The sequence below is a fragment of the Thermoactinomyces vulgaris genome, assembly GCF_005886755.1.
GTDB lineage: Bacteria > Bacillota > Bacilli > Thermoactinomycetales > Thermoactinomycetaceae > Thermoactinomyces > Thermoactinomyces vulgaris.
Window position 1 is genome coordinate 111437 of the sequence record NZ_CP039710.1, and the last position, 26251, is coordinate 137687.

24 protein-coding genes and 2 tRNA genes are annotated in these 26251 nt (G+C 48.5%); all 26 read right to left on the minus strand.

All coding sequences use genetic code 11. The features are described 5' to 3' along the window. Positions 1-86 precede the first annotated feature (86 nt). The 26 genes from ftsH to ispE all read right to left on the minus strand — a co-directional run bounded on the left by ftsH (position 87) and on the right by ispE (position 26251). Entirely contained in the window at positions 87-2090 is a 2004-nt protein-coding gene (ftsH, locus tag FA954_RS00690; RefSeq protein WP_037998022.1) for an ATP-dependent zinc metalloprotease FtsH, read from the minus strand. 77 nt (positions 2091-2167) lie between these two features. Further along, positions 2168-2707, minus strand: coding sequence for a hypoxanthine phosphoribosyltransferase (gene hpt / locus FA954_RS00695; RefSeq protein WP_037998020.1), 540 nt, complete (start codon positions 2705-2707; stop codon positions 2168-2170). 12 nt (positions 2708-2719) lie between these two features. Beyond that, positions 2720-4168: a tRNA lysidine(34) synthetase TilS gene (tilS, locus tag FA954_RS00700; RefSeq protein ID WP_175413158.1), complete on the minus strand. Its 1449-nt coding sequence runs from the start codon at positions 4166-4168 to the stop codon at positions 2720-2722. A 119-nt stretch (positions 4169-4287) separates the two neighbouring features. Continuing rightward, positions 4288-6753, minus strand: coding sequence for a stage II sporulation protein E (gene spoIIE / locus FA954_RS00705; protein WP_037998014.1), 2466 nt, complete (start codon positions 6751-6753; stop codon positions 4288-4290). Positions 6754-7047: 294 nt separating this feature from the next. Beyond that, complete coding sequence (locus FA954_RS00710) at positions 7048-7536, minus strand: ribonuclease FAU-1 family protein (RefSeq protein ID WP_037998011.1); 489 nt, start codon at positions 7534-7536, stop codon at positions 7048-7050. A 98-nt stretch (positions 7537-7634) separates the two neighbouring features. After that, positions 7635-7711: transfer RNA gene (locus tag FA954_RS00715), tRNA-Met, on the minus strand. A gap of 8 nt (positions 7712-7719) precedes the next feature. Continuing rightward, positions 7720-7796 (minus strand) — tRNA-Met (locus tag FA954_RS00720). A 96-nt stretch (positions 7797-7892) separates the two neighbouring features. After that, positions 7893-9137 carry an exo-beta-N-acetylmuramidase NamZ family protein gene (locus FA954_RS00725; protein WP_037998008.1) on the minus strand — a complete coding sequence of 415 codons (1245 nt, stop codon included), beginning with the start codon at positions 9135-9137 and terminating at the stop codon, positions 7893-7895. Between the two features lie 68 nt (positions 9138-9205). Continuing rightward, a complete protein-coding gene (locus FA954_RS00730; RefSeq protein WP_037998005.1) occupies positions 9206-9592 on the minus strand; it encodes an FtsB family cell division protein in 387 nt (128 codons plus the stop codon). A gap of 4 nt (positions 9593-9596) precedes the next feature. Then, positions 9597-10172, minus strand: coding sequence for a spore cortex biosynthesis protein YabQ (gene yabQ, locus FA954_RS00735; protein WP_138614815.1), 576 nt, complete (start codon positions 10170-10172; stop codon positions 9597-9599). Then, positions 10169-10456 carry a sporulation protein YabP gene (gene yabP, locus FA954_RS00740; protein WP_037997999.1) on the minus strand — a complete coding sequence of 96 codons (288 nt, stop codon included), beginning with the start codon at positions 10454-10456 and terminating at the stop codon, positions 10169-10171. Before yabP ends, yabQ begins: the two co-directional genes overlap by 4 nt. A 45-nt stretch (positions 10457-10501) precedes the next feature. Then, a complete protein-coding gene (locus FA954_RS00745; RefSeq protein ID WP_037997997.1) occupies positions 10502-10786 on the minus strand; it encodes an RNA-binding S4 domain-containing protein in 285 nt (94 codons plus the stop codon). 65 nt (positions 10787-10851) lie between these two features. Next, positions 10852-12318 (minus strand): bifunctional methyltransferase/pyrophosphohydrolase YabN, encoded by a 1467-nt coding sequence (gene yabN / locus FA954_RS00750; protein WP_037997995.1) that lies wholly within the window; start codon positions 12316-12318, stop codon positions 10852-10854. Between the two features lie 24 nt (positions 12319-12342). Continuing rightward, on the minus strand, positions 12343-13980 hold the full coding sequence (locus FA954_RS00755) for a putative polysaccharide biosynthesis protein (protein WP_049720804.1): 1638 nt from the start codon (positions 13978-13980) through the stop codon (positions 12343-12345). 107 nt (positions 13981-14087) lie between these two features. Continuing rightward, a complete protein-coding gene (gene spoVT / locus FA954_RS00760; protein ID WP_049720803.1) occupies positions 14088-14630 on the minus strand; it encodes a stage V sporulation protein T in 543 nt (180 codons plus the stop codon). Between the two features lie 162 nt (positions 14631-14792). Beyond that, the gene (locus FA954_RS00765; protein ID WP_175413159.1) at positions 14793-15797 is read right to left on the minus strand and encodes a peptidylprolyl isomerase; all 1005 of its coding nucleotides are present in this window, start codon (positions 15795-15797) and stop codon (positions 14793-14795) included. Beyond that, complete coding sequence (gene mfd, locus FA954_RS00770; RefSeq protein ID WP_037997986.1) at positions 15784-19326, minus strand: transcription-repair coupling factor; 3543 nt, start codon at positions 19324-19326, stop codon at positions 15784-15786. The genes FA954_RS00765 and mfd overlap by 14 nt, the downstream gene beginning before the upstream one ends. Positions 19327-19441: 115 nt before the next feature. Continuing rightward, positions 19442-19672 carry an anti-sigma-F factor Fin family protein gene (locus tag FA954_RS00775; RefSeq protein WP_037997983.1) on the minus strand — a complete coding sequence of 77 codons (231 nt, stop codon included), beginning with the start codon at positions 19670-19672 and terminating at the stop codon, positions 19442-19444. 100 nt (positions 19673-19772) lie between these two features. After that, positions 19773-20339, minus strand: a complete 567-nt coding sequence (gene pth, locus FA954_RS00780) for an aminoacyl-tRNA hydrolase (RefSeq protein WP_037997980.1) — start codon at positions 20337-20339, stop codon at positions 19773-19775. A gap of 97 nt (positions 20340-20436) precedes the next feature. Then, the gene (locus FA954_RS00785) at positions 20437-21039 is read right to left on the minus strand and encodes a 50S ribosomal protein L25/general stress protein Ctc (protein WP_049720801.1); all 603 of its coding nucleotides are present in this window, start codon (positions 21037-21039) and stop codon (positions 20437-20439) included. Positions 21040-21157: 118 nt separating this feature from the next. Beyond that, positions 21158-22105 (minus strand): ribose-phosphate diphosphokinase, encoded by a 948-nt coding sequence (locus FA954_RS00790; protein ID WP_037997977.1) that lies wholly within the window; start codon positions 22103-22105, stop codon positions 21158-21160. Between the two features lie 23 nt (positions 22106-22128). Next, a complete protein-coding gene (gene glmU / locus FA954_RS00795; RefSeq protein WP_037998037.1) occupies positions 22129-23514 on the minus strand; it encodes a bifunctional UDP-N-acetylglucosamine diphosphorylase/glucosamine-1-phosphate N-acetyltransferase GlmU in 1386 nt (461 codons plus the stop codon). 175 nt (positions 23515-23689) lie between these two features. Continuing rightward, the gene (gene spoVG, locus FA954_RS00800) at positions 23690-23992 is read right to left on the minus strand and encodes a septation regulator SpoVG (RefSeq protein WP_037997974.1); all 303 of its coding nucleotides are present in this window, start codon (positions 23990-23992) and stop codon (positions 23690-23692) included. Between the two features lie 110 nt (positions 23993-24102). After that, complete coding sequence (locus FA954_RS00805) at positions 24103-24480, minus strand: RidA family protein (protein ID WP_037998034.1); 378 nt, start codon at positions 24478-24480, stop codon at positions 24103-24105. Positions 24481-24485: 5 nt separating this feature from the next. Further along, positions 24486-25316, minus strand: coding sequence for a pur operon repressor (gene purR, locus FA954_RS00810; protein ID WP_037997971.1), 831 nt, complete (start codon positions 25314-25316; stop codon positions 24486-24488). Between the two features lie 41 nt (positions 25317-25357). Beyond that, positions 25358-26251: a 4-(cytidine 5'-diphospho)-2-C-methyl-D-erythritol kinase gene (gene ispE, locus FA954_RS00815; RefSeq protein ID WP_049720799.1), complete on the minus strand. Its 894-nt coding sequence runs from the start codon at positions 26249-26251 to the stop codon at positions 25358-25360.

Sequence of the window (26251 nt, forward strand, 5' to 3'; positions counted from 1 at the left end):
CATTTTACTTATAGAATACCATCCTCCCGGATTGTTTTACATCCATTAATTCACAAGAAAAAAGAGGCGGAAACGCCTCTTTTTTTCTACACCGATTGGTCTGAATCCGAATCTTTATCCACCGGATCGTTATTGACAAACGGATTATCCTTTGCAGGGCTTTCTGTCCGGTTTGCATCAACCGCCCCGGAATTATCCTGTTTTGTGGACTCTTTATTGGTTTCTTCTTCCTCTTTGGATTGGATGTTGACTTTCACGGAATCGTCATCATCCAACTTCCCGTTTTCAAGCAATTGTTTGATTTGCCGCTCATCCAACGTTTCTTTCTCCAGCAAGGTTTGCGCCAACAGTTCCAATTTGTCGCGATGTTCCATGATCAGGTTTTTCGCCCGGTTGTAGCAGGAACGGATCAAATCTTGCATCTCCGTATCGATCTCATAGGCGATTTTATCGCTGTAGTTGGATTCGTGTCCCAGGTCACGCCCCAAGAACACCTGTCCTTGCGAACGCCCGAAGGTCATGGTGGCCAACCGGTCGCTCATTCCGTATTCCGTAATCATGGAACGGACAATGGAGGTTGCTTTCTCAAAGTCATTGCTGGCCCCGGTGCTGATTTCACCAAACACAATCTCTTCGGCGACACGGCCTCCGAGCAACCCGGTCACCCGATCCAGCAATTCGTTTTTGGTGGCCAAATAACGATCTTCCTTCGGCAACATCATTGCATATCCGCCGGCTTGCCCGCGGGGGACGATTGTCACCTTGTGAACCACATCGGCATGCTGCAGGTAATATCCGCACAACACGTGTCCGGATTCATGATAAGCAACAATTTTTCTTTCTTTTTTGCTGAAGACGCGGCTTTTCTTCTGAGGACCTGCAATCACGCGGTCCACCGCTTCATCAATTTCTTCCATCGTGATTTTCTTCTTCCGGTGCCGTGCCGCAAGCAGAGCCGCTTCATTCAACAAGTTCTCCAGATCGGCTCCGGAAAAGCCCGTGGTACGCTGGGCAATGACTTCCAATTTGACGTCTTCTGCCAGGGGTTTGTTACGGGCATGCACTTTCAAAACGGCTTCCCGGCCTTTCACATCAGGACGGTTCACCAGAATCTGGCGGTCAAAACGGCCCGGGCGCAACAATGCCGGGTCGAGGATATCCGGACGGTTGGTTGCCGCCATGATGATGATTCCGGAATTGACATCAAATCCGTCCATTTCCACAAGCAATTGGTTCAATGTTTGTTCGCGCTCGTCGTGACCGCCGCCGAGCCCGGCCCCGCGTTGACGGCCCACTGCGTCGATTTCGTCGATGAAAATGATACAAGGCGCATTTTTCTTCGCCTGTTCAAACAAATCACGAACACGGGATGCCCCCACCCCGACAAACATTTCCACAAAGTCCGAACCGCTGATGGAAAAGAACGGAACTTTCGCTTCTCCGGCCACCGCCCTGGCCAACAAAGTTTTCCCTGTTCCCGGCGGTCCGACCAAAAGAACCCCTTTCGGAATCCGTGCCCCCATTTGGGCGTAACGCCGGTTGTCTTTCAGGAAGTCAACAATTTCGACCAACTCGGCTTTTTCCTCGTCTGCGCCTGCCACGTCATCAAAAGTTACACGCCTTTTCTCTTCATTGTATAACTTGGCTTTGCTTTTGCCGAAATTCATCACACGGCTTCCGCCGCCTTGCGCCTGGTTTAACAAGAAAAAGAAAAGGAAAAGAATGACGACAAAAGGAATGATGTACGTAAACAAGGTGATCCAAATCGAGTCACCTTTCGGTTTTTCATAAGTCACCTTGACATTTGCATTTTGTAAATCCTGAAGCACCGTTGAACCGTAGTTCGCGGGTCCCCGGGTTACAAAAGACTTGTTCGGCTGGTCCTTGAACTTACCTTCAATATGGTAAGTACCCCCATCCAACTGTACCTTGATGTCAGTGAGCTTATTCGCCGTCAGCTGTTGCCTGTATTCATTGTAAGCCAGCTGCTGCGTGTCTGTTGCCGGATTGGCAAACATATTGATAACCGCAATGGTTACAAGGATGAGGATAATATATAATACTCCATTTCTGAGGAAGTAGTTTTTCATCCCTGGCCTCCTCTCAGTCCACTTGTATCATTTTAGCATAGCAAGCAAACGGTTCTCAACAAAACAAAACGTCACGGCTAATCCGTATAAACTTCCTTTTTGAGGATTCCTATGTATGGGAGATTCCGATATTTCTCCGCATAATCAAGGCCATAACCGACAACAAATGCATCCGGAATCGTATATCCGCAGTAATCAGGGCTCAGATCCACTTTACGGCGTTCCGGTTTGTCCAGCATGGTGATGATTTTAACCGATGCCGCATTCCGGGCTTTCAGCATTTCCACCAGATAACTGAGCGTCAAACCGGAATCAATTATGTCTTCGACAATCAGGACATGACGTCCTTCGACGGATGTCTCTAAATCTTTAATAATTCTCACAACCCCTGAGGATTTGGTGGAATTCCCGTAGCTGGAAACATCCATAAAGTCCATCTCAATCGGGATGTCAATCTCCCTGATCAAATCGGCCATAAAAGGAACGGCCCCTTTTAACACACAAACGCACAGCGGGTTCAACCCTTTGTACTCACGGGAAATGATTTTCCCCAACTCCTCTACTTTTTCCCGGATTTGCTCTTTGGTAAACAACACTTCCGCAATGTCTTCATGCACGGTGGGAACCTCCTATCTTTCTTCGGGTGCATCATTTTGATCCCACAATAAATATAGAAAACGTTTCGTTGATGCTGTCGCAGGAGCCAGGTCGGACCTCCTCACTCCCGGTATCCAGATAATTTCATCACCGGATCCAACCAATGGATAGCGCGAACGCATTTTTTTGGGGATTTTTGCTTCCATCATTAAACTTTTTACCTTTTTTCTTCCGCGCATACCTGAACAACGCATTTTGTCTCCCGGTTTCCGGGCCCGGACATAAAGCGGTCCTGAAAGAAGATCAAGGTCAAACACAGCATGGCTAAAAACGTTTTTCAATCTATGTATGGGGATGGGTTGATCTGACTCCAATATTTCCATTCTACCCAAAAACCCCGGTAATGAAGACACTCCATGACCGGGCAACCAGATCATTTCCGGCGTTTCCTGCCTGTCCCGGGCTTCATCCGGTGTTTGTGGCTTTTTTGTGAAAATCAACTTGGAATACTCTCTTTCTGCAACGATTCCTTGAAACATCCGGATCATTGCCGACGGATTGTTGTTTTCAGCCAATTTTCGAACCTGATCCACTTTATCAAGGGAAAGTTCCGTTAAATCTTGGTGGCAAAGATAACTTAATATTAGTTTAACCACTCTTCTTTGTAAAGCAACCGACAAGTGAATAAAACTTGAAACATCAAGCGTGTAACAGTTTTCACCCCGTTCGGTGACCACTTCTTTCAATGCCTTTTTCACCCGGAAATCCCAGTCTCTTTCTTCTTCCCGGATCAGATCGCTCAACTTTGAAACCGCTCTGTCGGCATGCGGATACAGCCTTCTCACCACGGGAATCAGTTCATGACGGATCCGGTTTCGCGTATATTCCAGAGAGCGGTTGCTTGAATCTTCACGCGGGGACAGATTTTGTTCCCGGCAAAAAGAAATGATTTCCTCTTTCCTAAATCCCAATAAAGGCCGGATCAACACGTAACCTTCCCAAGGCCGGGACCAATCCATCCCGGAGAGGCCGGAGATCCCTGTTCCCCGGAACAAACGCATCAACACCGTTTCCAATTGGTCATCGGCATGGTGCGCCAACGCCAGCCGGTCTGCTTTTATTTCCTCAGCCACCCGTTTGAATGCCCGGTAGCGTAATGTTCGCGATACGGCCTGTTTATTCCCACCGTGTTTCTTCCGTTCTCCGGCCACATCCACATGCATGACACGGACGGGGATGTTCCATTCCTTTGCGCGGCACACCACATATTTCTCATCTTCATCGCTTTCTTCCCCGCGCAAGTGATGATTCACATGAACGGCAAACACTTGATGCCCCAATGTCTTTTCCAACTGTTTTAAAGCAAACAGCAAGGCCGTGGAATCGGGACCGCCCGATACCCCGACCAATACGTTGTCACCGGGTCTGATCAATTTTCTCGTTGCAATCTCTTCTTCCAAGCGTTTCAAAAACCAGGACAATGTCATCTTCCCCTTAAATAAAAAGGCCCGGGAAGCCCCGGGTTTGTTTCATCCTTCCCTGTACTCATCATATATTTTTTCAGGAAGGGAAGCAATTTACAACATGGTTTTTGTCCGTTTTAATTCACGGGTTCCGGCCGGACGAGCTTTTTGACGCCGGGCAAACGGATCGTCGACCATTCGGGGGAATGCTTTTCCACCTTGGAAACGACAATCGTCATATCGTCCATGATCCGTCCCCCGTGATGCCGCACCACTTTTTCCAAAAGGCAATCCGCAAATCCCTGCGGATCTTTGGTGTCAATTTCCGAAATCATCCGCGCCATGAAAGCATCTTTGTTGACCGCATGATCCGGTGTGTCATAAACCCCGTCCGTCATCAAAATAATCAGGTCGCCCGGCTCCAGCTGCATTTCAATCGGTTCAAATTCAATGTGATTTAAAATGCCGATGGGAGGATTGGCTGCCGACAGCGTGATCACCTTTTTCCCCCGCTTGATAAAGCCCGGGGTGGAACCAATTTTCATAAACCGCCCTTCCGCGGTGTTCAAATCCACAATGGCCAGATCAATCGTCGCAAACATTTCGTCGGCCGACCGCAAACTCAAAATCGAATTGACCGTATCCACCGCCCGCTCTTCATTCATACCCGCCTGAAGCAAACGGCGCAACAACTTCAATGCCGCACTACTTTCGGCTTGTGCCCGTTGTCCGTTCCCCATTCCGTCCGATAAGGCCACGGCATACTTTCCTGTGCCCAAATTCATGTAACAATAGCTGTCTCCGGAAATCACTCCCCCGCCTTTGGCCGCACAAGAAGCTCCCGTTTTCAGTTCAAAACGCTGTGCCGATCCCAAAATGACAACCGCACCAGGCGATCCGTCTTTGACCACCTTCCGGTACACAGCCACCGGCTCTCCCAAAATCTCTGTCAACAAGGGAGCCACCAACTTTTTGCACTCTTCCAGCCCGTCCCGGTCAGCCATCGTAACTTCAATCTCCACTTTTCCTTCTTCCAGGTTAATGATATCCACCCGGTGAATGGACAAGCCCAACTCTTCCAGCGCCTCGTGAATCTGCTCTTCATGCGCGGACAGCACTTGTGTTTCATGCCGGATTTCCCTGGACAGCTTGGACATCACTTCCGCCATTCCGGTCAACTGGTCGGAAACCAACCGGCGCGATTCCTGCATTTTTTCCTTCCAATAGATGTTTTGCTCGTAGCGTGCATACTGACGCTGAATTTCGTTTACCACTTTGTCGGGACGGATGCAGTGACGTTCCCATGATTTTGGAACCGGCGCAGGATTTTGCGGCCCGTTCTCCTCGACACGAGCCATTAAATCCATCATCCCCTGATAAGTTTTCACCACTTTTTGATCCCAACAATGTTCAAACTTGCTGCACCCCATGCAAGCCTGATCCATGATCTCGGAAATAAAAAACCGGACCTGGTCTTCATCTTCTTTTTTGTGTTTGGTCACATCTTCACGGAAACTGAACGCCAACTCCTGAAACAATTCCGTGAATTTCTCCACTTTGCTCGCCGTCACATCCCTGAGCCGTTTGATGTGCTCCTGTTGCGCCGTATGATTTTCCAACGTGCCGGGAACATACCGGGACAATGCTTTCAACCAACGTTCCGGAGTCAGGAAAAACAAACAGACTGCCAATGCCGATTCTTGCATGGAAGGCCAGATGGCCTGGGAACCGCCGTCATATAAGGTCAGGATGGCCGAACCCAACAAAAAGCCGACCGATACGCCGATTTTTTTCCCTTCTTTGAACAAACCGGCCAGCAAACCGGCAAACGCCAGCAAACTGATCTGCAAAATGGATTTGGGTTCGGAGAGGCTTAAAATCATGCCTGTGACCACCCCCATGGAGGAACCCAACATTCCCCCACCCACCAAAGCCAGCACCAGAATTGCGTAACGGGAAATAATGTTGACGATCGATAACTGCCCAGCTTCCCACCCCATGGTTCCGGTCATCGCGGAACCCAGAAGAATCACCAAACAGACAATTTCCTCCTGACGCAGTGAAACGCGTCTTTTTTTCATGGTGAAAATCGGGAGGGATTGGACAAAGATAAACGTCAAGATGAAACTGAGCAGCACATCGATCCCGGCCAACAACAATTCATAAGAAGTCCCGTCTTTCCACCACCACTCAGCCAGGCGGGCCACGGCCCCCGTGATCCCCACCATAAAAGGAGCAAAACTGAGCTCTCCTTTTCCCAAGGCCGCAAAAATTTTCTGGATAAAAAGGAAAAGAATTAAACTGCCGGTCATCTTGGCCATCTCTGCCCCGCCCAGGGTGGCCGCACCGAGAATCAGTGACAACATCACCACCGGCCATTGCTTTTTGGCCAAATGATACACCACGGCCAGATAAGCAACAGCAAACGGGGAGATCATCCCCAAGATCGTGGCCCTTCCCAAGAGCACTCCCATCACAACAACCGGAACATTCCACATGTTCGCCAAACGATGCATGATCCGTCTTCGCTTACTGCTTTCCCAACCGAACCAACTTCCCACCGGTCGAATCAATAAATTCCGAAAATGAGTTCCCACTTGCATCCCTTGTCACCTCGCGTTCAGTTTGTGCCACTCATTATAGCGGGGAGGCAAGCGGAAAGTTTGTTGCAATTTCTGAAAAGAAAAATTTTTTTGGCGACATTTTTCTAACCGGCCGCGATCCCGTATGATTTGCCATCGGGACAAAGAAGGAACGGCAAGGGATTCAGCCAAATGAGCCCCCGGCTTCCTTTGGGAGCTCACTCGGATCCCGTCTTCCTTTGTCGTTTTCTCTCAAGACAAACATGGGAGCGACAAAACTTCCTATTTCTTTTTCCGGTTTGTCGAAAATCGGATTCACCGGCGCCGGGAAGGGGAATCCGTCAACGGATACATCTTGGCCTCGCGAATAAACGAGGGAATCAGCTTGCGATCGGCATGCAAACGGATCATCTGATCCAGCGTCCGCAACGCATGCACTTGCTGTCTGCGTTTGATCTGCCTGCGTTCAATGGAATCGGCAAATTCATCAATATCGATCACATGATAATGATCATCCCGGTCAATGATCAGATCCAACAAAAGATCCACCATCACATAACGCATGCGGCCCACCTGGTGCATTTGCATCACATCGCAATAATAGTAAAGGAATTCTCCGGAGCGGCCGAACACCTTTGAAATTGTGTATCCTTTGCGCACAAAATAATACGTCAAAAAGATCCGTTTTCCGTCCGGATTGGCATACTGCGTGGAGAACAAATGACGCCCCCGCCAATCCCGGACTTTTTCCGTATAGGTTTTATTTATGGTCGTAAACTTTATTTTCTTAATCACGACATTCACACAATCACTCCCATGCACTCGCAACTTGCTGATCCTTAAAAATCACATAAAAAAAAGGCGACATTCACCCAATTGGGGAAGCTCGCCTTCTCCTACTTTGGTAGCGGCGGAGGGCCTCGAACCCCCGACCTTACGGGTATGAACCGTACGCTCTAGCCAGCTGAGCTACGCCGCCATATATTTTGGTTGCGGGGACAGGATTTGAACCTGCGACCTTCGGGTTATGAGCCCGACGAGCTACCTGACTGCTCCACCCCGCGTCAATTCATCATTTATCACCGCGAACAATCTCAATTATACATAGCCTGTGTTTCGGTGTCAACATCCAATTTCATTTAAAATTGAATTCAGATTTTTCACGATGAATAGAGAAGGTATTTTTTCCGTATCCCCTTAAAGTGATTGATTTCTTTTTTCCATTGTCGGGTGATTTCCCGGGCTGACTTCCCCTGATCCAATTGACGGCGTATTTGGTCCGTTCCAGCCAGCAGATCTATCCAGTATTTTTCCCCTGATCGGACCCAGGCAAACTGTTCCGGATACAATTTTTTCGTTTTCTCCAAAATCGTGATCCCCGTTAAAACCGGATCAAATTGGTCAACGTCCGTAACATGGATTTGGACACCGCCCACCTCTTCCCCTTGGAATTTTGAAAAAGTGGGAATAAAATATGCCTCCCGAAAAACAACCCCCGGCAGACGGGCCCGGTTCAACGCCTGAGACAATTCCCAACCGTTGACATAGGGGGCCCCGACCAGTTCAAAAGGACGGGTCGTCCCTCTTCCTTCCGACAAGTTGGTTCCTTCCACCAACCCCGTCCCCGGATAGACAAGGGCGGTCAACGGGGAGGGCATGTTCGGAGAAGGCATCACCCATGGCAATCCGGTATCTTCATACCTCTGATCCCGTGTCCATCCCTCCATATTCACCACGTGCAATTCCGCTTTCGGCGATTGCTGATCATTGATCAAAAGAGCCAATTCCCCCATCGTCATTCCGTGTACGAGCGGAATGGGAAACCGTCCCACGGAAGAGCGGAATGCCGGGTTTAAAAGCGGCCCCTCCACCCGTGTTCCGCCAAGCGGATTGGGCCGGTCCAAAACATACAAAGGCTTCTTTAACATCCCCGCGGCCTTCATCGCATCCGCCATCGTGTAAAGATAAGTATAAAACCGGGTGCCGGTCTCCTGCATGTCAAAGACGAGGACATCCACCTCTTGAAAGAGGGAAGCCATTTCTTCCGGCTTTTTTCCATACAGGTTTTCGAAAGGGATTCCCGTTTTGGGATCCACCACCGTCTCCGGTTCCTCTCCGGCTTGTTCAGCCCCGCGGACCCCGTGCTCCGGACCGAAAACTTTCGTCACTTGAATCCCGCGGGCCAGCATCGCATCCAGCGCATGCTGATAATCCGGGGTGATACTGGTCGGATTGGCGATCAAGCCCACCCGTTTCCCTTGAAAATCCTCCGGATTCCTCAACACTTTTTCCAAGCCGGTGATCACCTTTTTTTCCCTGTTTTCCTGCACGTTAAGACGGAAACAACCGGATCCGGCCAAAACCAACAACATAATGCAAAAAAGCCCGATCCACTTTCTCCCCATCGCCATCCCTCTTCCTGACACAGATAGAAAAATCCTCTTGTTCCCCGACAGAACAAGAGGGATCTGCTTCACTCTTTGTTTTCAATGGAGTAAATTTGTTCACCCGGTTTTCCGTAACCCATTTTATGAGCCAATTCCATCATATAATCTTCCGATTTTAACTTTTGAACTTCCTGCTTTAACGTTTTCTGTTGTTCATAAGCCTGAGACAACTGCCTTTGTTTGTCGGCCAGTTCTTTTTCCTGATCCCAGATGCGCACCTGCTGGATGACGCTTTGCGCCGCCGCCCAAACAATAAAGACAACCATGCAACCAAGCCAGATCAGCCGGCGCCTTTTGACGGCGGGATGCAAAGGGCGTACGGATTGGGATTTGGATGCGGATTCCGGTTTTTTCACGGGTTTTGCGGACCGCTGGATGAAAAGCACATTATCTCTGCCGTGTTGATAAGCCATCTTTTCATTCACCCTTATCCCGGTTTTTATTCCACCATGCTTTGATCTTTCGGACTTGGGCCTTTCCTTTTTGAATCCTTCGGGAGAGCCAGGGTTCCAACCTGGCTTGAACAGGGCGAAGCAGGAAGAAAAACGGGGACAAAATCAGCTTGATGCATGCAGTGGTTCCTTTCCAGATCAGACCCGCCAACCGCCGGCATCCCCTGAACAAGATCCGGGCGGGACTGAATATCAACAGGTGAAACAGCCGTGCGAGAAAGAAAAAAATCCGTTCCATGATATTAAACAACATCCGGATTCCGCGAAGTACCGAGCGGCTTGCCCACTTAAAATAAATCAAAAAACCCAGGCACACCGCAACAAAGAAATAAAAGCGAAGCTCTCCCCAATTGCTCCAAAACAATAAACCAAACACCAAAACGGCCGAAACCATCCAATAAATGAGGTCAATGAGGGAAATCAACCACTTGCGAATCCGGAAACGGACTGTCAACACCCGGTAAAAATCAAGAATGATCCCGATAAAAAAACCGGATCCGAGCATGAGAAGCATGGTAAACCATTGCGTTTGCAGCGTCACTTGAAGATCCGGCCCCAGACGCTTTTAACTTTTTCCTGCGCCGGCACAGGCATGTCCAAATAGCTCATGTCTGAAATTTGCCCTTCAATGGAAACCCTGCCCTGATCCAAATCCAGTGTTTTGATATGCAACCCTTGCCCTCTGATCCCCAGATAACCGTAATCGGTCTGAAGCAAAAACTCCTCGCTGTCAAAACTCTCCACCCGGGTTACACCGCTGACATCCAGCGTGTTGCGGTTGGTCATCACGATCTCATGCGGAATCTGGTTAAAGGTTTCTTCCATATCACGTTCCCCCCTCTTGGTACATGATATGGACAAAATCTCCGTTTAGAACTGTTCTTGGGGATCTTTTTGTCCGCTGAGGCTCTCTTCGCGGATCAGGCTGAACATGCTCCCGGCATCTTCTTTGCGGACGGAATCCTGTAACTTCTCCACACAGACCGTCACCAATTTTTGCCCGAAACGAATCTGGATTTCATCTCCCACGTGAAGAACCGTTCCTGCTTTGGCCGTTTTTCCGTTGACTTGAACCCGCCCTTCGTCACACACTTCCTTGGCCAATGTCCGTCTTTTCACCAAACGCGACACTTTCAAGAACTTGTCCAATCGCATGATGTCACCTTCAATCTTTTAACGTTTTCTTGAACAAAGGAAAAAATCCTGCCTCGGCTCATAAATCATTCGCCTTTTTCCAGACGCTTGGCTTCATCCCACCAGGCATCCAATTCTTCTAAAGAGAAGTCCTCCCAACTTTTTTGGGACATCCTGACTTGACTTTCAATGTAGCGAAAACGGCGCTCAAATTTATAACAAGATCCGTGGAGAGCCAGTTCCGGTTGCACTTTGAGAAAGCGGGCGAAATTAACCAAAGCAAACAACACATCCCCCAGTTCTTCTTCCTTTTCTTCCTGGGTTTCGGCTTCCGACATTTCTTTTAATTCCTCTTGCACCTTTTTTAAAACTTCCTCTGCATCATTCCAGTCAAATCCCGCTTTGGCCGCTTTTTTCTGCAGTTCGTAAGCTTTCATCAAAGCCGGGAAATGTTTGGGCACACCCTCCAGCAACGAGGAAGATTCCTCTTGTTTTTTCTCTTTTTGCTTCAACTGGTCCCAAGTCTGCTTCACATCTTCCGCCGTCTCGGCCTTTAAGTTGCCAAACACATGGGGATGGCGGCGGATCATTTTCGCATTCAAGTGGCGGATCACATCATGAATGTCAAACGTCCCTTCTTCGCTGGCGATTTGAGAGTGCAACATCACTTGAAGCAAAACATCCCCCAATTCCTCGGCCATTGCGTCGGAATCCTTTTCTTCCACCGCTTCCAAAAATTCATAAGCTTCCTCCAGCAGGTACGGGCGCAAACTGTCATGGGTTTGTTTGCGGTCCCAAGGACAGCCTTCCGGGCTTCTCAAATGGCGGATCACTGCTTTTAAATACTCAAAGCGCGGGTATAAATCTTCCTCTTTCACAAGAGGTGGGAGATAAACGGAGGTCAAGTCGCTGAAAAGCTCCTTGCGATCCAATTCATACAAGGGAACTTCGGTGATCTTTTCCAATCCGTCGATCCCGCAAGCAGTGACAATTTTAACCGGGTGATCATCGGGATAAATTTCCATCAACGTCAATTTGACTTCAGAAGCGACAAACCGGCTGTATACCTGGGCAATCAAAAGGTGGTTTTCCGGATTCACCTTCCCTGAATCAAAATCCGTCCCGTTGAGCAATTGAAACCCTTCAATGGGATCCACCTGCAAACGGGCAAAAAACGTTTCCAGGAAACTCACACTTCCTCCCCGGATATCGATTTCCACCCCTTGCCCCTCCCCTTGATCAAGGAGCAACCGGACCGTCCGTTCCGCAACCATCGGGTGCCCCGGAACCGCATAAATCACCGTGGAATTCTTTTTGGCCGCCTGAAGCAACCGCCCGGCAATTTGATCATAAACCGTATCAAAATCATGATTTGACTCATAAACATCATCAAAAGTGGCAAAAGAAATCCCTTGTTGACTCAGCCACCCGGCAACCGGGATTTGCCGGGTCCGCAAAAAAACCGGGTTTTCTCCTTTTAATAACCGGAGCACTCCCAAAGACAACGATTCCTCATCGCCTGCACCCAAACCGACAACCACAATTTTTGCCATTTTTCTCCTCCTCTTGCGGATTCCTTAATTCCGTTCTTTCTTCAGCCATCCCCATTTATCCAGGAGCGGGACCAACTTTTTCCGCAACTTCGGAACTTTCTCCAGATCCCGCCGTGTCCAGACCCCGAAGCGGAAAACGGCCCACGGGTAAACCATCACGCCGACAAGCACCGACAATAAGGAAGCAGCCATCATCGCCACTCTGAATTCCAGGAAAGGAACCGCGATTTGCTGAACCACAACTGATGTCACGTAAACTGCAATCCCCATCCAGACTGCTGCCCATGCGGCAAACAGCTCTTGCCTGGGGATCCACGATTTCCAACCGAAATGCTGTTTCATTTTCACCAGTTGCAAAATGGCCGTGCACAAAAAGGCAAGCACCGTTGAAAGGGAAGCCCCCCGGATATCCCAAAGGGGAATCAGCAACACATTGAACCCGACTTTCAAAATCATCCCCAATGCCAAATAAACAGCGGGCAAATATACTTTTCCCAATCCCTGCAAAACTCCTGCCGATACAATCCACAAAGATGAGAGGACTCCGGACCATGCCAAAACAGCCATGGCATCCGATCCCGCCGCGTCTTCATACAACATCACGTTGACAGGTTCGGCGATGACCATCAGACCGACCGCAGCCGGAAGCCCCAAGCCCCAAGTCAACCGCAAAGCGAGGACAGCTTGCTCTTCAACTTCCTTCACCCTCTGTTTGCTGACCAGATCCGAAATGGCCGGAACGATGGAGAGCGCGATCGCCGTGGCAAAAAACGAAGCAAATTGAACCAAAGGTTGCCCCCGGTCAAAAACGCCTTTTAAGCGAATGGCTTCTTCAGTTTCCCATCCCCGATCCACCAGCAAATTGGCCACCGTGAAAGAATCCGCCAAAGAAAACAAAGGGAGAATGAGCGAACCGATACAAATCGGCAATGACAAACGAAACAGGTTTTTCATCACTTCAGCCGGCGGCTCGATGCCGGGAGCAACTGCAAAGCCTGCCTCTTTTTTGGGAAACGGCTGGGCTTTATGCCAGTAATAGACCAACACAATCAGCGCTCCGACGGCTCCGGTGATGGATCCAAACACAGCTCCCGCACCGGCATAAACCACGCCCATCCCCGAATCCATAAAATACCAGGAAAGAACAAGAATGGTCACAACCCGGATCAACTGTTCAACCATTTGTGAATTTGCAGTCGGAACCATATTTTGCTGTCCTTGAAAACAGCCGCGCATCACCGCCAGAAACGGCACAGCCAAAAGAGCAAAGGAAACGGTTTGAATCGGCAAAGTAAGCAAGCTACGGTTTCCCATCCATTCCGCGATTTGGCCGGCCCCAAAAAACAGGAGCAAAAAGGAAACCGCCCCCAGCAAGGACAAAGCTGTCAAAGAAACACGGAAAATTTGCGCGACTCCCGCCATTTGCCCGCGGGACCACTTTTCCGAGACCAACTTTGAAATCGCGGCCGGAAACCCGGCGGTGGCCAGGATCAACAAAACACTGTACAAGGGATATACTTGCTGATAAACATACATCCCTTCATCGCCGGTAATATTTTGATAAGGAATTTTGTAAACAGCCCCTAATATCTTCGAAAACAAAGCAGCCCCTCCCAAAATGGCCGCACCACGGATGAAGGACTGCCGGCTTTGCTCCATCATCTTCCATTTGCTCTCCTCTCCACGCTGCAATTGCTTTTCATTATACAAAAGTGCGGGAGGTTACAAAAGAAAAAAGCAGGTACATTCACCTGCCCGACAAAGAATTGTTAATGTTCCATTTGTTTGGCCAGAAAAGTGGCAGCCGTGCTGGCCAGTTTTTCTTCCAATTCCCCCAACTTCCCTCCTTCTTTCTTGCTGAGCACGATGACTGCACCGATCGGATCGCCTCCCGCATTAATGGGAACAATGAGATAGGACTGATATTTTTCAGGCTTTCCTTTGAATATCTCGGCAGTTCCGGGGTTTGTTTCCAGATGAGTTCTTCTTTGATCCATGCATGATTCCACGATTTCACCAATGTTTTTCTCCAAATATTCTTTTTTGGATACCCCTGCAACGGCAATTACATGATCCCTGTCACAAATGAGTGTGGGGTAATGCATATTTTCATATAATGCTTCGGAAAATTCCTGTGCAAAGTCACCCAACTCGCCGATGGGTGAATACTTTTTTAAAATCACTTCACCTTCTCGGTCCACAAAAATCTCCAAAGGGTCTCCTTCTCGAATACGCAGTGTTCGTCGAATTTCTTTCGGGATGACAACACGCCCCAAATCGTCAATCCGGCGAACGATGCCTGTTGCTTTCATAGAATAATTTCCTCTCTTTCTTTATATATTTTTTATAATTTCTGGTTTAATTTGTTTTATCAGCCATAGTATTTATTTTCTTCCAGCAGATTATACAGACCTCCGGACATAAAAAAAGAGCCCTAGTGCGGCATAACATGCCACGGGCTCTTTTCCGGCAGTTCAGGATCCTTTTTGGTCATTGGAAAGAAGGGACTTAAAGCCTAATTCCTCTTTGACCAGTTGATCATACACTTCTTGCCGTTTTTGCATTTTCACTTGTTCGTCCGCTTCGTCCACCGGCTTTTTCCCCCGGTCCAACACTTTTACGATATGAAAACCGTAATCGGTTTTAATCGGGTCGCTGATTTGGTTGAGGGGCAACTCCCGGCATGCTTTGGCAAATTCAGGGACAAACTGGTCCGGTGTGCCTTCATAAACTCCGTTTGAGTCTTTGGATCCGGGATCATCCGAATACTCCTTCACCAACTTTGCGAAATCGCCGCCGTCATCCAATTTTTTCTTGACTTCCTCCGCGCGTTTTTTCGCTTGTTCTTCCGTTCGTTTCGGCTGATCTTGCTGCGAACCGTCATTGATGGAAACCAACACGTGCTGTACTTTTACATAGTCATAAGTTTGCCCTTTTAATTGTTCGTCATAGTATTCGTTGACCCGGTGATACTCCACAAAAAACTGCCGTAATTGCGTCTTGTCAAACCCTTTTCCTTTGATCGCCTCATCCAGGGTTTGAGGATTGTTTTGGCCTTGTTCCTGCCCTGCTTGCTGTTTCAGGCCTTCTTCGATTTGTTTGATCGTTTCATCCGCTTGTTTGGCGAACGATGCATCATCTTTGATTTTGGTCAACATATACTGGCGGGCCGCATACTCTTTCGCCAATTCCGTTTTTAATTCCTGATTGTCCTTGATCGATGACATCATAAACGACAATTGGGGATCCAAATACGCAATGATGTTGATGTAGCGGTTCAAATCCCCTTCAACCACTTTGCCTCCCTTGTATTCGGCAACCACCTTTTTGCTGGTGGTGTCAAGGGGCTGGAATTCCATCGCCCCGGCCGTCTGCTCTTCTTCTTTGTTGTCTTTTCCCATCGCACATCCGGCAATGGTCGCGGAAAGAATCAGCACGAAGGCCAACGTCCCGGCGATCCACTTTTTACTCAGTCGCATGTTGAACGGCTCCTTTCGGTTTGGGAACATCTTTATATTTTATCAGAAACTGTTCGATCATTTCTAATGCCTGTTTATGGGGCATCCCTTTGGTTTTGAAGATGATCCCGATCTTCTCTCCCGTTGAGAAACGAATTTTTCCCGGGAAATCCTGAGCAATTTCAAACAATTTCGGGCCGTCGATTTGGTCATTTTGTTCCGGCCGCAACCGGAGAATGATATCCCCGTCTTTCTGCTCAACTGATTCCATGCCGTACAGAATGGCATAAGCTTTGATTTTGGAAATTTTTAACAGCATTTGCACAGGATCCGGCAAATCCCCGAAACGATCCTCAATCTCTTCTTCCAAGTCGGTCACTTCATCCAATGTGGTGACGGCACGGATCTTTTTATACAATTCAATTTTCTGTTTCTCATCACCAATGTATCCGGAAGGCAAATAGGCGTCCACATTTAATTCGATGACTGGCTCGGTTTCTTCCTTTGTGGATTTTTCTCCTTTCAGTTCCTCAATCGCTTCCTTCAGCATCTGGCTGTAAAGCTCAAATCCCACGGTTGCAATATGGCCGTGCTGTTCGGCTCCCAAGATGTTCCCGGCTCCCCGGATGGATAAATCGCGCATCGCAATTTTAAATCCGGATCCCAGCTCGGTAAATTCTTTGATGGCCTGCAGGCGCTTCTCCGCGGTTTCGGACAACACTTTATCCCGTTGGTACGTAAAGTAAGCATAAGCAATGCGATTGGAACGCCCCACCCGGCCGCGCAACTGGTAAAGCTGGGACAATCCCATCTTGTCGGCGTCATAAATGATCAATGTATTCACATTGGGAATATCCACACCGGTTTCAATGATGGTGGTACTGACCAAAACGTCGTATTCCCCGTCCAGGAAGTCCAGCATCACTTTTTCCAGTTCGGATTCCTGCATCTGGCCATGGGCCACCGCCACCCGTGCTTCCGGAATCAAAAGCCGGATTTGGTCGGCCATCTGTTCGATGTTGTGCACTTGATTATATAGGAAATAAACTTGTCCGCCACGCGCCAGTTCCCGTTCCACCGCTTCCCGGACCAACGCCCCGGAGTATTCCAACACGTATGTCTGCACCGGGAACCGGTTTTCAGGAGGCGTTTCAATAACAGACAGATCGCGCACACCCATCATGGCCATGTGCAGGGTGCGGGGAATCGGTGTCGCCGATAACGTCAACACATCAATATTGTGCTTCAGCTGTTTGATTTTCTCCTTGTGTTTCACGCCAAAGCGTTGTTCCTCGTCGATGATGAGAAGCCCCAAGTCTTTGAATTGGACATCTTTGGATAAAAGACGGTGCGTGCCGATGACGATATCCACCGTTCCTTTTTTCAGCCCTTCCATCGTTTCTTTCTGTTCTTTCCGGGTGCGGAACCGGCTCAACACATGAATTTGTACCGGGAAGTCAGAAAAACGCTCACGAAAAGTCTCATAATGCTGTTGAGCCAAAATGGTGGTCGGAACCAACACAGCCACCTGCTTGCCGTCCATCGTCGCTTTAAACGCCGCGCGGATGGCCACTTCCGTTTTTCCGTATCCCACATCCCCGCACAACAAGCGGTCCATCGGCTGGCTTCGTTCCATATCCTTTTTGATCTCTTCCACTGAACGCAATTGATCCGGCGTTTCCTCATAAGGGAACATCGCTTCAAACTCTCTCTGGTAAGGCGTATCTTTCGAAAAAGCAAAGCCTTTGGCCTGTTGCCGCTTGGCGTATAATTCGATCAAATCCTGGGCGATATCCTGCACCGAAGACCGGACTTTATTTTTCACCTTGCTCCATTCGCTGCCGCCCAGACTGTAAACCTTCGGCGTTTTTTCCTCGCTGCCGACATACTTTTGCACTTGGTCGATTTGCTCCACCGGCACGTAGAGCTTGTCGTTTCCGGCATACTGGATGTGCAGATAATCCTTGTGCATGCCGCCGACTTCCAGCGTTTCAATGCCGATGTATTTCCCGATTCCGTGATTGACGTGAACCACATAATCCCCGGGTTTCAATTCTTGGTAATCTTTGATTTTTTCGGCATGGTCCATCTTGGCATGGCGCCGGGTCCGCCGTTGCTTTTGCGTGAACACTTCGCTTTCGGTGATCACTGCGAGCCGGACCGGGTTCATCTCAAAGCCGTTTTGCAGATTGCCCAGGCAAATGACGGGTTTTCCCGGCAAAGGAACCTGGTCGGACAAATCTTTGGCCGCATTCATTCCGTAATCATTCAACACCCGTTCCAGACGGTCCATCCGCTCTTCACTGCTGGCCAAAAACACCACACGGTAATTGGATTTTTCCCAACGTTCCCATTCCGCCTTCAAAACATGCATTTGCCCGTGAAATTGCTGCATGCTGCGGCACACCATCTGGATCACATTTTGCGGCTTGATTGCCGGAATCTTTCGCATGAACAAGGAAAGATAAATCCGTTGGTGGTCCTTGTTTTCAACCACTTCATCAAAAGAAAAAGATATTTTCAACCCTGGCAAAAGCTCTCCTTGTTGCAACAAGACGGTCTGCCATTCCCCTTCTTCCCTTTCCATCTGCCGGGCACTTTCAATGATCCGGTTCGGTTCATCCAAGATGACCAACGTGTCCGAAGGCATGTAATCCACAAGGCTTTGGCACTCCGGGTAAATTTGCGAAATATACTTGTACATGCCGGTAAAGTATGTGCCGTTTTTCAATTGTTCAATATCATAACCAATCGATTGATTTAATTTTTCCCTCAGTTCAGTCTCTTTGGTGACGCTTAACCGTTCCCCCAACCGTTTTTCCACTTTTTCGCCCGCTTGATACAACTCATCTGCCGATGCGAACAATTCTTTTGCCGGAGGAATGGTCAATTCCTCCCATTTGTCAAAAGAACGCTGATCCGACACGGAGAAAGGACGGATGGAATCCACTTCGTCGTCAAACCACTCCACACGGACGGGATTTTCAAAGTGAACGGGATAAATGTCCACAATGCCGCCACGCACACTGTATTCACCGGGTTTTTCCACCATTTCAACCCGCTGGTACCCCACATTCACCAGCTGCGTGAGCAATGAATCAATTTCCTGAACCTGCCCCACCTTCAACGTGGTATAGTTTTTCGCAAACACTTTTTTCGGCAAAAACAATTTGCGCAAGCCGGAAAACGGGACCACAAGCACCCCGTTGAATCCATGAATCAAACGGGTTAACACACCGATTTTTTCTCCCAGTGTCTCCTGGCCGGCCACGGCAATTTCGGTGGTGACCAGTTCATTGGCCGGGTACAGCAAAACCTCGTCCTTTGACAAGATTTCCTGCAGGTCTTCGGTCGCTTTTTGCGCCTGATTTAAATTATGGCAAACCAACAGGACGGGCCGTTTCACTTCCTGGAACAGCGCAGCGACATATAACATGCGGGCGGTGCCTGACAATCCGGCAACCAACTGCTCTTTCAACCCGGTTTTGATTCCTGTTACCGTTGACTGAAAATCTTTGTCCTGCTTAAATATATGCGTTAACGGTATCAACAGTTGTTCCTCCCCTTTTTTCCATCAGTCTACAGGTCAAATAGAAAAGAAGCCTTAGCTATCAACAGCCAAGGCCGTTTTTTCATTATAATCAGAAAAATATCCACCATTATTCCTAATGAAAGAGTGAAGGATACAAAACCCGTTCCGGATCTTTTTCCAATACCTGCTGACATGACTCACAAGTCACTTTCACCACTTGGTTTCCTTCAATATCACTGGTTATTATATCTTCCCGTTCTTCCGGGGTCAACTGATCAAACCCCAACTGGGATTCGGTTACCCTTGAAGAATCGATTCTTCCGATCGATTTTTGACAATGTCGGCAAATATAATGTATGGCCATGAAAATGCCTCCTGCCTGTTTATGTTAGTCATAGTATCGTCTTTCAAACAAAAAATATTCAACTTCGCTTTGGTTTCCATGGCCATACCAAATGCAACATTTATTTCCGCACATTAAACTGGTTCATCGCTTGCAAAAAGTCTGACTTCACCCATTCATTCACCGCTTCTTTGGCACGGTCAACGGCATCCAGCACCGTTTCCAGTTCTTCTTGGCGAAATGGGGACAAAACATAATCCGGAACCGAAAGATTTCCCGACGGCCGGTCAATGCCGATCTTGATCCGCTTAAATTGATCCGTTCCCAAATGGCGGATAATGGATTTCATCCCGTTGTGACCGCCTGAACTTCCTTTTAACCGCAAGCGGATTTGCCCGCACGGCAAATCGAGATCGTCGTAGATGACGCACAAATCCTCCAAATCCAGTTTCAACCAGTCCAATGCCGGCTTCACCGACTCCCCGGACAAATTCATATAGGTCATCGGTTTCAATAAAATAACTTTCTCCCCGTGCACAAAGCCTTCGCCCACTTCGCCTTTCCACTTTTCTTTCCCCACGGGAATTCCCCATTGTTCACTCAGTTGATCAATCACCCAAAAACCGACGTTATGGCGTGTCCGCGCATACTGTCGCCCCGGGTTACCCAAACCGACTATTAGCTTCATCCTGTACCTCCAACTTTCCCTGAACTCATCTCAATCCTTTTTATTTTATCATGGAATCATGAAAAAGGCGCAACCGGTAAGGATTGCGCCTTTTTCTTCATTCTGTTTCTTCCTCATCTGTATCTGTATCAACGGCTTTTTCTTCGTTGTCAATGTCTTCACTTTTGGCAGGAGGCACGACCGTAGCCACTGTTGTTTCCGGTTCGAAATGAAGCAGTTCCACTCTGTCCGGCACCTTGATATCCTTTAACAACAGGGAATCCCCCACCTGCAGATGGGACACATCCGCTTCAATGGATTCCGGAATGTCGGACGGCAACGCCTTCACTTCGACCAAGCGGAGATGCTGTTCCAAAATCCCCCCGCTTTTCACACCGGCCGCTTCCCCCGTCAGGTGAACAGGCACCTCGACATGCAAAGGTTCATTCATTTCCACTTTGAGAAAGTCAATGTGCAAAATGGAAGATTTGATCGGGTCTCTCTGGATGTCTCGAACCATTACTCGATGCGTCTTGCCTGCTACGTTTAAATCCACAAAACCATTCGACTGAACTTGTTTTTGTGCTTCACTGTAATCAACCGCAAGCTTTACCGGATCCAATCCCTTGCCATATAAAATCGCCGGAATTTGGCCTTGTTTTCTCAAGGCATTTAAAGATCCGGTTTTTTCTCTTTTCACTGCTGTAATGGCATTCGACATTTCCATATCCCCCTTCTATAAGAGGGAATATAACCTTTTTCACCGCGATCTAAACCTGATTTTGGAAAATCACATTTTGAAAGCCGTTACAAAAAGAAACTTTGTGCCGGATCCCGCCTCAGTCGAACAACTTGCTGACCGATTGCTCATTGTGAACCCGCCGGATGGCTTCACCGATCAACTCCGCCACCGAAAGAACGGTGACCTTGTCCAGTTGTTTTTCCTTCGAAAGAGGGATGGTGTCGGTCACCACCATCTCGGTGATGTTGGAGTCGCGAATCCGTTCAATGGCCGGTCCCGAGAAAACAGGGTGGGTACAACATGTGTATACTTCTTTGGCTCCGTATTCAAGCAAGGCATTGGCAGCCAGGGTAATGGTTCCTGCCGTGTCAATGATATCATCAATGATGATCGCCGTTTTTCCTTTGACATCACCGACAATGTTCATCACTTCCGCCACATTGGGCTCCGGACGTCTTTTGTCGATGATCGCTATCGGAGATTCCAACCGTTCGGCGAGACGACGGGCACGAATCACTCCGCCGTGGTCGGGGGAGACGACCACCACATCCCCCAGATCTTTTTTGATAAAATAATCAGCCAAAATCGGGACACCCATCAGGTGATCCACAGGGATGTCAAAGAAACCTTGGATTTGTGTCGCATGCAAGTCCATCGTAATGACCCGGTCCGCACCGGCTGTCTCAATCAGATTGGCAACCAGCTTGGCGGTGATGGGATCCCGTGCCCGGGTTTTCCGGTCCTGCCTTGCATATCCGTAATAGGGAATCACCACATTGATGGTGCCGGCCGAAGCACGGCGCAAGGCATCCACAAAAACCAACAGTTCCATCAAGTTCTGGTTCACCGGATTGCATGTGGATTGAATCACATACACATCCGAACCGCGCACGCTTTCATCCAGCTTTACATGAATCTCTCCATCGCTGAATTTACCCACATGCGCTTTTCCGAGAGGAATATTCAAATGATCGCAAATGGCATGGGCAAGTTTCGGGTTGGAATTGCACGTAAAAACTTGTAGACGAGGGCTTACCGTAGACATAGAAATTTGTTCCTCCAATTTTATCATTTCTTCACACGCTTTGCTTTAATTTTATCCGCATAGCCGGACTTGTTTGTCTGACGCTCCCGCGCAATGGCCAAAGCTTTTTCAGGCACATCGTCGGTAATGGTGGAACCGGCCGCCACATAAGCGCCTTGTTCAACCGTAACGGGTGCCACCAGATTCACATTGCATCCGATAAACGCATCATCCTCAATGACGGTTTGATGCTTGTTCACACCATCGTAATTCACGGTGATCACACCGCAACCGATATTCACTTTCTTGCCGACTTCGGCATCCCCGACATAAGCCAGATGGGAAATCTTGGTCCCTTCACCGATTTTGGCTTTCTTCAGATCAATGAAACAACCGACTTTGGTCCGGTTTCCGAGTTCCGTTTTCGGCCGCACCAAGACATAAGGACCGACTTTGGCCTCTTCCCCGACCCTGCTGTCTTCCAGGACGGCATAACGGATGTTTGTTCCATCGGCAACCTCCACATCGGTCAGATCTGCTTGCGGACCAATATGGCAGTCTTCCCCAATCACGGTTTTCCCTCTTAAAAATGATCCCGGTTCGATCACCGTATCGGCGCCGATTTTCACATCGGCTTCAATATAGGTGTTTGCCGGATCGACAATGGTGACACCATTTCGCATGTGTTCTTTAAGCAAACGCTGCTGCATCCATCGATTGGCTTCCGCAAGCTGGATCCGGTCGTTGACTCCCATTGCTTCCTCTTGGTCCCCGATCTCTTGTGCACCGATGGTTTCCCCTTGATCGCGCAAAATGGATAATACATCGGGAAGATAGTATTCACCTTGGGCATTATCGTTATTGACCAGCGACAAAACGGAAAAAAGCTTTTGATTATCAAAACAATAAGTGCCAGTATTCACTTCACGGATTTGCCGTTCGGCATCCGTGGCATCTTTATGTTCGACGATGCGATCCACCTGCCCGTCCTCGCGCCGAACCACCCGTCCGTAACCGGAAGGATCATCCATGATGGCTGTCAAAACCGTGGCAGCCGCTTTGGTTTCCTGATGTTTCTCAATCAATTTTTGGAAGGTTTCCGCTGTGAAGAGAGGATGGTCCCCGTTTAATACCAGCGTGATCCCTTCTTCATTTTCCAACAAGGACCGGGCTTGCATCACCGCATGAGCGGTTCCGAGTTGTTCCTCTTGTTCCACAAAGTCAACTTGACCGCTCAAGTGCCCTTTCAACGCCTCTTTTTGATGCCCCACCACCAAAATAGTTTTTTCAATCGCCAGCCGGTTCAATTGACCGATAATGTGATCAATCATAGGTTTTCCACAAACCGGATGCAATACTTTATGTTTTTTGGATTTCATACGGGTTCCTTTTCCCGCGGCCAAAATGACTGCATACACATGTTGTTGCATAACCCAAGTTCCCCCGTTTCTCAAAACTTCCTCCCTGAATATATCCCAATTGGTATGGGATTGCAACCAAGCCCCTTTGAACATCGTATAAAAACAATGCCCATCACCATTATAATCAAAAACCTTTGCCGACAACGAAAAAATCACCCATTCCCGAAACGGAATGGGTGATTTTTTATACATCCACTTGCAACGCTTTATTCGGATCGGCTTGAGACTCCATCTCTCCTGCACGGTGGTACTCGGCCAGCACCGCGGATTCAATCTTCTCACGGCTCATCGGAGAAATGGGATGGGCAATATCGCGAAACTCCCCGTCAGGAGTACGTTTGCTCGGCATTGCCACAAACATACCGTTATTTCCCTCAATCACACGAATGTCATGGACCACAAATTCACTGTCAAACGTGATGGATGCGATGGCGCGCATTCTTCCCTCACGGTTGACCCTGCGAAGTCGAATATCGGTAATTTCCACTAGATCCCACCACCTATTTTACAATGATGACTCAATTTGCTTATTTTTACTATTCTAGGCAGCGGGATTAAATCCTTCCACGAATGGATAAATTGACCAAATTTTCTTTTTTATCTATTTTTCTTTGCAATCACTTCTATTTCAATCAACACGTCTTTCGGCAAGCGGGACACTTCCACACACGAACGTGCCGGTTGGTGTTCTTTGAAGTACCCGCCGTAAATTTCGTTTACGGTTTGAAACTGGTTCATATCCCGGAGAAAGATCGTGGTTTTCACCACATGCTCCAAACCGCTTCCGGCAGCTTCAAGAACTGATTTTAAATTTTCCAGCACTTGCCGGGTTTGTTCCTCGATTCCTCCCGCGACGAGTTCCCCGTCCGGGGTGAGCGGAATTTGCCCAGACGTAAAGATCCAATCCCCGGTTTCCACCGCTTGCGAATAAGGACCGATTGCTTGAGGCGCTTTGTCTGTTTGCACTTTTTTCAACATGATCATCGCTCCTTCCTGTCATCAAAAACATTTCCAACTTCCACTTGAACTTTCCTCTTTTTCACATCAATTTCCGTCACTTTGGCCAGTGACACATATTCATCCACCAACCGGTTCTCAGCAGGCTGTTCCAACATCACTCCGACTCCGACCACTTCTGCTTTAAATTCATTCAACAAATCCATCAGTCCCCGGACCGTGCCCCCGGCTTTCATAAAGTCGTCAATAATGAGGACACGGGCTCCTTCAGACAAGCTCCGCTTGGATACGGATAACTGGCGCAACCGTCTGCTGGAACCCGAGACGGTGTGTACGGTCACGACGGAACCTTCGGTGACGCGGTAATCGTACCGGGCGATGGTGACCGGAACCCCCAACAAAGCCGCCGTGGCATAAGCAATGGGGATTCCTTTGGTCTCGACGGTTAACACGGCATCGATGTTTTGTTCCTGAAACACCGTGGCAAAAATCCGCCCGATCTGATTCAGGAAAAAGGGGTCGCCCAACAGATCAGACAGATACAAAAAGCCGCCCGGCAAAATGCGTTCGGGACTGGATAATTTTTCGCACAACTCTTGCACGACCTTCCGGGCATGTTCCACGCCAAAACCCGGAATATAACGGACACCGCCGGCCGCACCGGCCACTGTTTCCAATTTGCCGTTTCCTTCCGAGCGCAACACCTCATCAATAATATCCAAATCTTCACTGATAGAGGATTTTGCCGCTTTATACTTCTCCGCAAAAACGGTCAGAGGAATCAATCGATATGGATTGAACAGCAATTGGCGGATCATATCGGTTAATCGTGCACTCCGTTTCCACTTTTCCATTCACTACCTCCGAAAAATCGAATGATATTGACCGAAATATATCACTTCGTTCGCTTTTCTTCAAGCAGCGGAACCTGTTTTTTTCCCAACATTCTCACGGCAAACACTTGCTGGCAAAAGCCTTTTAAACTGTTTACAATCCGTTTGGCCCTTTGTTCCTGCTTCACCAGCCCGAATACGGTGGGGCCGCTTCCGGACATCAACACCCCGTCCGCTCCAAAGAGCTGCATTTTTTCTTTTATTTTTTTCACAGTGGGATGCATGTGATGAGTCACCGGCTCCAATACGTTTTCCAGGTTTCGGACAACAGATTCATAATCTTGCCGTTTGAGTGCCTCGATCATCTTTTCCGTTTGCGGATGATGATCGATTTGGTCCACTTTCAGGTTTTGAAAAACATCCGCCGTGGATACACCGTGTCCCGGTTTGGCCAAAACAACCCAACAGGGCGGCGGTGCCGGAAGCGGTGTCAACTTTTCCCCTCTTCCTTTTGCCAGTGCGGTGGTGGAATAAACGCAAAACGGAACATCGGAACCAATCCCGGCCCCGATCTCAGCCAGTTCCTCCAAACTCCATCCCAAATTCCATAATTGATTCAATCCTCTCAAGACCGCCGCAGCATCGCTGCTTCCTCCCGCCAGGCCGGCAGCAACAGGAATCTGTTTATCAATGTAAATATGTACACCTTGAGAAATCCCCGCTTTTTCCCTCAACAATACCGCCGCACGGTAAGCGAGGTTCCTCTCATCCCTCGGGACAAATCCGGAACTCGAATCCAGGGTGATTTTTGAGTCCGGTCTCAAAGAAAGATCCACCCTGTCATACAAATCCACGGTCGTCATGACCATCTCCAACTCATGATAACCATCCGGACGTTTATATAGCGCATCCAATGTCAAATTAATTTTAGCTGGTGCTTTGACTGATATAAACAA

Excerpts from the sequence above, each read along its gene's own strand:
- ftsH (WP_037998022.1), bottom strand. The coding sequence starts at position 2,090 with ATGAAAAACTACTTCCTCAGAAATGGAGTATTATATATTATCCTCATC.
- spoIIE (WP_037998014.1), bottom strand. The coding sequence starts at position 6,753 with ATGCAAGTGGGAACTCATTTTCGGAATTTATTGATTCGACCGGTGGGA.
- FA954_RS00725 (WP_037998008.1), bottom strand. The coding sequence starts at position 9,137 with ATGGGGAGAAAGTGGATCGGGCTTTTTTGCATTATGTTGTTGGTTTTG.
- FA954_RS00730 (WP_037998005.1), bottom strand. The coding sequence starts at position 9,592 with ATGGCTTATCAACACGGCAGAGATAATGTGCTTTTCATCCAGCGGTCC.
- yabP (WP_037997999.1), bottom strand. The coding sequence starts at position 10,456 with ATGGAAGAAACCTTTAACCAGATTCCGCATGAGATCGTGATGACCAAC.
- FA954_RS00745 (WP_037997997.1), bottom strand. The coding sequence starts at position 10,786 with ATGCGATTGGACAAGTTCTTGAAAGTGTCGCGTTTGGTGAAAAGACGG.
- yabN (WP_037997995.1), bottom strand. The coding sequence starts at position 12,318 with ATGGCAAAAATTGTGGTTGTCGGTTTGGGTGCAGGCGATGAGGAATCG.
- FA954_RS00755 (WP_049720804.1), bottom strand. The coding sequence starts at position 13,980 with ATGATGGAGCAAAGCCGGCAGTCCTTCATCCGTGGTGCGGCCATTTTG.
- spoVT (WP_049720803.1), bottom strand. The coding sequence starts at position 14,630 with ATGAAAGCAACAGGCATCGTTCGCCGGATTGACGATTTGGGGCGTGTT.
- FA954_RS00765 (WP_175413159.1), bottom strand. The coding sequence starts at position 15,797 with ATGCGACTGAGTAAAAAGTGGATCGCCGGGACGTTGGCCTTCGTGCTG.
- FA954_RS00775 (WP_037997983.1), bottom strand. The coding sequence starts at position 19,672 with ATGGCCATACATTATATTTGCCGACATTGTCAAAAATCGATCGGAAGA.
- pth (WP_037997980.1), bottom strand. The coding sequence starts at position 20,339 with ATGAAGCTAATAGTCGGTTTGGGTAACCCGGGGCGACAGTATGCGCGG.
- FA954_RS00785 (WP_049720801.1), bottom strand. The coding sequence starts at position 21,039 with ATGTCGAATGCCATTACAGCAGTGAAAAGAGAAAAAACCGGATCTTTA.
- FA954_RS00790 (WP_037997977.1), bottom strand. The coding sequence starts at position 22,105 with ATGTCTACGGTAAGCCCTCGTCTACAAGTTTTTACGTGCAATTCCAAC.
- glmU (WP_037998037.1), bottom strand. The coding sequence starts at position 23,514 with ATGCAACAACATGTGTATGCAGTCATTTTGGCCGCGGGAAAAGGAACC.
- purR (WP_037997971.1), bottom strand. The coding sequence starts at position 25,316 with ATGGAAAAGTGGAAACGGAGTGCACGATTAACCGATATGATCCGCCAA.